This window comes from Emticicia sp. (assembly GCF_049241225.1).
GTDB lineage: Bacteria > Bacteroidota > Bacteroidia > Cytophagales > Spirosomataceae > Emticicia.
In genome coordinates, this window is the sequence record NZ_JBMLRC010000076.1 from 1 (window position 1) to 5,964 (window position 5,964).

7 protein-coding genes are annotated in these 5,964 nt (G+C 38.7%); 3 read left to right on the plus strand and 4 right to left on the minus strand.

Annotated elements, in window-relative coordinates; all coding sequences use genetic code 11:
- Positions 1-98: 98 nt before the first annotated feature.
- Positions 99-1,283: an MFS transporter gene (locus ACOVO2_RS04715; protein WP_421768851.1), complete on the plus strand. Its 1,185-nt coding sequence runs from the start codon at positions 99-101 to the stop codon at positions 1,281-1,283.
- A gap of 87 nt (positions 1,284-1,370) precedes the next feature.
- Here the strand turns inward: ACOVO2_RS04715 and ACOVO2_RS04720 are convergent, their stop codons facing one another.
- Complete coding sequence (locus tag ACOVO2_RS04720) at positions 1,371-1,814, minus strand: NUDIX domain-containing protein (protein WP_421768852.1); 444 nt, start codon at positions 1,812-1,814, stop codon at positions 1,371-1,373.
- A 221-nt stretch (positions 1,815-2,035) separates the two neighbouring features.
- Here ACOVO2_RS04720 and ACOVO2_RS04725 point away from each other — a divergent pair, with 221 nt between their 5' ends.
- Positions 2,036-2,581, plus strand: coding sequence for a hypothetical protein (locus ACOVO2_RS04725; RefSeq protein ID WP_421768853.1), 546 nt, complete (start codon positions 2,036-2,038; stop codon positions 2,579-2,581).
- Positions 2,582-2,848: 267 nt separating this feature from the next.
- Positions 2,849-3,829 (plus strand): pyruvate dehydrogenase complex E1 component subunit beta, encoded by a 981-nt coding sequence (locus tag ACOVO2_RS04730; protein ID WP_421768854.1) that lies wholly within the window; start codon positions 2,849-2,851, stop codon positions 3,827-3,829.
- Between the two features lie 75 nt (positions 3,830-3,904).
- On the opposite strand, the gene ACOVO2_RS04735 is transcribed toward ACOVO2_RS04730, so the two are convergent.
- The 3 genes from ACOVO2_RS04735 to ACOVO2_RS04745 form a co-directional block, all read right to left on the minus strand.
- Positions 3,905-4,585 (minus strand): pseudouridine synthase, encoded by a 681-nt coding sequence (locus ACOVO2_RS04735; protein WP_421768855.1) that lies wholly within the window; start codon positions 4,583-4,585, stop codon positions 3,905-3,907.
- A gap of 104 nt (positions 4,586-4,689) precedes the next feature.
- Complete coding sequence (locus ACOVO2_RS04740) at positions 4,690-5,403, minus strand: hypothetical protein (RefSeq protein WP_421768856.1); 714 nt, start codon at positions 5,401-5,403, stop codon at positions 4,690-4,692.
- Between the two features lie 85 nt (positions 5,404-5,488).
- Positions 5,489-5,773, minus strand: a complete 285-nt coding sequence (locus ACOVO2_RS04745) for a DUF1456 family protein (RefSeq protein ID WP_188766764.1) — start codon at positions 5,771-5,773, stop codon at positions 5,489-5,491.
- Positions 5,774-5,964: the final 191 nt, after the last annotated feature.

Below are 5,964 nucleotides of genomic sequence, written 5' to 3' on the forward strand. Positions count from 1 at the left end.
TTGCCCTTATTTTTGCAGAAAAATTCTTCTAAAAGGTCATTAAGCCTAAATATTTTAGAAAAAAAACTTCACTGGGGCTTTGTCGGCTTTTGATTTTTATGGAAAAACAATCTGATAGTATATTTTCTCTTCAATTTTGGTTGCTTTGTCTGAGTTCGTTGGTGTTCTTTTGTAGTTTCAATATGCTTATTCCCGAACTCCCCGACTATCTGACAAGTTTGGGTGGTGAAGAATACAAAGGTTTGATTATCAGCTTGTTTACCCTCACGGCTGGGCTTTCTCGTCCTTTTAGCGGGCGTCTGACTGACCGCATCGGTCGAGTGCCAGTGATGGCTTTTGGCTCGTTGGTTTGTTTTGTTTGTGGATTCTTTTATCCATTAGTTACTACGGTTTATCCTTTTCTATTTTTGCGTTTGGTACATGGTTTTTCCACAGGTTTCAAACCTACAGGAACGGCCGCTTACATTGCAGATATTGTACCGATGCACCGTAGGGGAGAAGCTATGGGCATGCACGGACTAATGGGAAGTTTGGGAATGGCTTTTGGCCCAGCACTGGGAAGTTGGATTGCCGATACGTTTTCAATAAATGTTTTGTTTAATATTTCTTCGATGTTTGCCCTGATTTCGATAGCGATTTTGTATAACATGAAAGAGACACTTCCGAAGGAAAAACAAGAAAAATTTTCGTTCAATTCGCTAAAAGTTACCCGCGATGATATGTTCGACCGAATGGTTTTGCCAGCGGCAATTGTGGTATTTTTGACTTCTTTTAGTTACGGAGCAATCGTGACGCTCGCCCCCGACTTGACTAAAACAGTAGGCCTGAAAAATAAAGGTATCTTCTTTTTGATTTATACGCTCTCATCGTTATTTATTAGGGTTGTTGCAGGAAAATTCTCCGACCGAAATGGCCGAATTTCAGTGCTTCGTTGGGCCTGTATGGTGCTGATTGTTGGTATGACGCTGCCAGTTTTTGCCAGTAATATTTATACATTTGTAGGCTCTGCTGTTCTTTTTGGACTGGCTTTGGGGGTTATTTCGCCTATTTCTCAAGCATGGACGGTTGATTTATGCGAAGAAGAAAACCGTGGACGAGCTTTGGCAACGATGTATATCTCGCTCGAAGCTGGTATTGGTTTAGGGGCATTTCTTTCGGCTTGGATTTATGGTAATGATGCCAGCCGTTTTCCGATAGCTTTTGCAGCAATGGGAAGTTTCACGGTGATAGCCTTGGTCTATCTTTACTCGCCCAAGATTCGAGCAATGAAAGCAAGTGCATGATTTCTTCGTAGAAAACTTCGGGCCATCGACTGTGTATAAACTTCCGATTTGCTTTTATTGGCTGTTGGAGGTTGAACGCGGACCATCCTAAAACCATTGCTGGTCAATCTTTCCGATATATCTATTGCTCAATTTTCCTGCTAAATGCTCTCGAATTTGCTTTGAAAGGTTTGGGTACAGATTTACTTTTTCCAAGTCATTTACATCAAGCCACTTGATGGCTAAAGCAGACGTTTCTGCTGGATTGAGTGTTGGAACCCCAGCCGTGATTTTCCCCTCAAAAAGCAAGTGAAGTGTGTGTTTTTTGCGTTCTTCAAAATAAACTTCTCCGACCAAAATTAGCTCTCCGACAGCAACCTCAATGCCCAGTTCTTCTTGCATTTCACGTGCAAGAGCATCGCTCAGGTGTTCGCCCAGTTCTAAGTTTCCGCCTGGTAAATTAAATACTTCTTGCCCACCGTACTGATACTGCATGGTTAGCACTCGTTGATTTTCGATGATTAAAATTGCTGGACGTATATGGATTGCCATAATGTTGATAAATTAAAAATTCTTTCCTTCATCAGGAGTATGTCATCGAAAAATAATCAATTCGACGAATTTTGATGCTTTTAGCCCACAAAATAAGCAATAATTTCTAAGAAAATGTTTTGGCACGTCTTTTGATACCGTTTAATAACAAAACTTTTGCTAATAAATCATCAAAACTCAAATGTTCAACTTTTTAGTCTTAACTAAAAAAATGCTGTAAAATGACAGACTTTTACAAAATCAGATTCAAGGCGATAGCAATTGCTTGGGGTCTAACATCGACCATGTGCTTTGCACAGAACATTAGTAATGAAATCGAAACTCCACAAGAAGAAAAAAAGAAAATCATTAAAGTTCAATGTTTAGTTAATGGAAAATTTGCTCCTTCCAACTTAGCGTTTGGTCGTAGAGATACCGATTTATCGCTTAAAACTTTTCCGTTTTATGAATCAGACCGCAAAGAAAAAAAGCAATTAGTAGTCCAAGAATTTGATGTTTCGCTGCTCAGAGATGGCAAGAAAGTAGCAAGTCAGACAGTCTTCGGCAGCGGTTCGATTGCTTATTTGGCGGCACTGGCCAAAAATGAAGATACTTATTTGATTCAAGTAAGAGAGGTTTTTGAAAAAGCAAAAGATGGTACGCTGAAACCCTATGCTCGTGGAGTGATAAAACTGGCTTATTTGTTTTATGACCTCGACATATTCAAACCTTTGGGCGGTATTCCACCTTTTCAAGGAAATGCCATTAGTGCTAATGATGTGAAATAATGACTATTTAAAGTGAAGATGAAGCGTCGGTTGAGCAACTGACGCTTTTCTTTTTGTATTGATATAGCAGGTTTTTTCGTGAATTTTACTCTTTCTTGTTGTGTGTAATGTGCTAATAGACAGAGTTTTATGAAAGATACGAAACAGAAACCCAACAACCAACCGCTAAACGCACGCTAAAATATTGAATATTACACAAGATTGTTTTGAGTTTCGGGGCAGATGCACTAATTTTACGTCCGCAAAAATGCAAAATTCTAAGCGAAAATGAGAGAAATACAATTTAGAGAAGCCCTACGTGAAGCCTTATCAGAAGAAATGCGTCGTGATGAAAACGTTTTCTTGATGGGTGAAGAAGTAGCCGAATACAACGGTGCGTATAAAGTAAGTCAAGGGATGTTAGATGAATTCGGAGCAAAACGAGTTATCGATACCCCTATTGCCGAATTAGGTTTCGGTGGAATCGGAGTTGGAGCGGCCGTAAACGGTTTGCGTCCAGTAATCGAATTCATGACTTTCAACTTTTCTTTGGTTGCTATCGACCAAATTATCAACTCGGCAGCCAAATTTATGGCAATGTCGGCTGGTCAATACTCTTGTCCGATTGTATTTCGTGGACCAACGGGAAATGCAGGGCAATTAGGAGCTCAACACTCACAAAACTTTGAAAACTGGTTTGCCAACACGCCAGGTTTGAAAGTAGTAGTACCGAGCAATCCTTATGATGCAAAAGGTTTATTGAAAGCCTCGATTCGTGATAACGACCCGACTATCTTTATGGAGTCGGAGCAAATGTATGGCGATAAAGGCGAAGTGCCAGAAGGCGAATACATTCTTCCACTTGGCAAAGCTAATATCGTAAAAGAAGGGTCTGACGTAACAATTGTTTCGTTCGGAAAAATGATTCCGAGAGTTGTTCTTCCTGCTATTGCTGAATTAGAAAAAGATGGTATCAAAGTTGAATTGATTGACTTACGCACAGTTCGTCCGATTGATTATGCAACTGTTATCAATTCAGTGAAGAAAACAAACCGTTGTGTAGTAGTTGAAGAAGCATGGCCATTGGCAGCTATTTCATCAGAAATTACTTATCACTTACAACGTTATGCGTTTGATTATTTGGATGCCCCAGTAATTCGTGTAAACAACATGGATATTCCGCTTCACTACGCTCCAACGCTCATCGAAGCTACTTTACCAAACGTAAAACGTACGGTAGATGCAGTGAAGAAAGTAATGTATAAATAATATTTTTCTTGCATAAAAAAAGCATTGTTCGGTTTCGAGCAATGCTTTTTTGCTTTTATTTAGTTTGCAGATTAGCTATAAAACTTCCTCACGATTTAAAGCACGATACTCACCCGCCCGTAAATCTCCGAGAGAGATATTGCCGATTCTTACTCGTTTCAAGCTCAAAACCTCATAATCAAGTTTATAGCACATTCGCCGAATCTGCCGATTTAACCCTTGAATCAGCGTTATTTTGAATCTGAAATCATCCACCTGAGCCAGTGTGCATGGTAAGGTTTTCTTGCCCATAATTACGACTCCGTCTGACATTTTCTCCAGAAAATCATTCGTAATTGCTTTATCAACTTCTACGATATAATCTTTCTCGGTCTTGTTTTCGTTGCGGAGAATTTTATCATAAACCGTTCCGTCGTTAGTCAAAAGCAGTAAGCCCTCCGATTCTTTATCGAGCCTTCCAACTGGAAAAACATCCTCTTCAAAGGGCAAAATATCTTTCAAATTATCGGCAATTGTAGTGTTGAGTGTTGTTTCAATGCCACGAGGTTTGTAGTAGGCAATGTATATCAGTTTTTTTGCTTCCTGCAAAACCTGCTCTTCGTAAACAACTTCATCGGTCTGTGTAAGTTCACAATTTGACTTTGCAGCAATGCCATTTACCAAAACTTTTCCCGAAAAAATAAGGCTTAAGGCCTCTTTATTTGAGATTTGTAGCCGTACAACCAGTAAATATTGCAAACGATTTCGGAAAGTCATAATTAAGAAGTCCACGGTCAATAGTTGATAGACCACAGTGATTTTAAAAAAGAGATAGGCAGTGACTATTTACCGTGGACAGTTGACTATCGACTGTTGACTATCTACAATTTCTCTTTGTTATTATTATTCATCTTGAAATTGCTCGTTGATGGGTAAATTTTTATCCAAAATTCACGAGTTTGGCCACTATCAACCTTAACATCAATCTGGTCTTTGTTTTCGCTGATGATTGTTCCAAAAACCAAATCTTGTCGTACGGGTTCTTTCGAGATATTTTTATATACTAAACGATATTCTCCATAAGCAATTTTCTTAGTAAACTGCGGCAAATGATTATTTGTATTGAAACTATTGGCATAGACAGGGTGCAAGCCACTGATAGTATTTTTACAATAACAAACCAACTTTCCATCTTTTGTATAAAGCCAATACTCACAAAAACTATTAGCTACGCCTACATCTTTTCCTACATTGCTTATCGGAATCATCACGATGCTATGTGAGGGGAAATGAATAGTCATTTCGGGAGCTGTAATCTCATAAAACTCAAAGATTTGATCACCGATAGGTTTTTTCTTAACAGTATCTTGGCTAACTACATTTTTTACTGTGTCAGTTTTTACAACTACCGTATCTTTCTTGATAATTACTGTATCTTTTTTGGGTACAATAATCGTATCTTTTGGTACTGTTACCGTATTTTTCGGAACAGTTATTTCATTTGAAATTGGCTCAATCAGTTTCTTTGGTTGCGAACAGGCCAACATACACAGGCATACGATGCCCGCAAAGTTTTTTTGCGATAATAATCTCACAGTGTTTCTGAGGTTTAGCGGAGAAAAACTCCAAAAGTGAATAATCTGACTTTTAGAGAAACGCCCGCCAACGCTCTACACAACACTATTTGGTAGGTGTTTTTGGGTCTTGAACCAAGATGTTGCTCTTAATAATCGACGGCTTTTTGTCTTCTTTGGGCCCACGTAAGTGTATGATGAGTCCGTCAAGAAATTTTCTCAGGATTTGGTCACCGCAAGGTTTAAAGTTGGGGTGTTCTTTATCTCTGAAAAAAGCTCCGATTTCGGCTTTAGAGGCATTGAAGTTGGCCAGCTTCAAAATCTCTACTATTTGGTCGTCACGTAGTTGCAGAGCAACACGTAGTTTCTTTAAAATATCGTTGTTTGACATGCTTGACTGTTTTTGTTTTAAAAAGGTTGGAAAGTGTTTAATTTTGAATGAGTGAATGATAGAATGAGCGAATAAAAAATTAATATATTCTATCATTCACTCATTCGCTCATTCTATCATTGGATTAGCTTCGGTTCTACCATTACTACTTCTTCTTTTTCTACGATTACTTGTCCTTCGGCAAAGCCTTT

What these genes read in the sequence shown, in the direction of transcription:
- ACOVO2_RS04715 (WP_421768851.1), top strand. Translation starts at nt 99, where the DNA reads ATGGAAAAACAATCTGATAGTATATTTTCTCTTCAATTTTGGTTGCTT.
- ACOVO2_RS04720 (WP_421768852.1), bottom strand. Translation starts at nt 1,814, where the DNA reads ATGGCAATCCATATACGTCCAGCAATTTTAATCATCGAAAATCAACGA.
- ACOVO2_RS04725 (WP_421768853.1), top strand. Translation starts at nt 2,036, where the DNA reads ATGACAGACTTTTACAAAATCAGATTCAAGGCGATAGCAATTGCTTGG.
- ACOVO2_RS04730 (WP_421768854.1), top strand. Translation starts at nt 2,849, where the DNA reads ATGAGAGAAATACAATTTAGAGAAGCCCTACGTGAAGCCTTATCAGAA.
- ACOVO2_RS04735 (WP_421768855.1), bottom strand. Translation starts at nt 4,585, where the DNA reads ATGACTTTCCGAAATCGTTTGCAATATTTACTGGTTGTACGGCTACAA.
- ACOVO2_RS04745 (WP_188766764.1), bottom strand. Translation starts at nt 5,773, where the DNA reads ATGTCAAACAACGATATTTTAAAGAAACTACGTGTTGCTCTGCAACTA.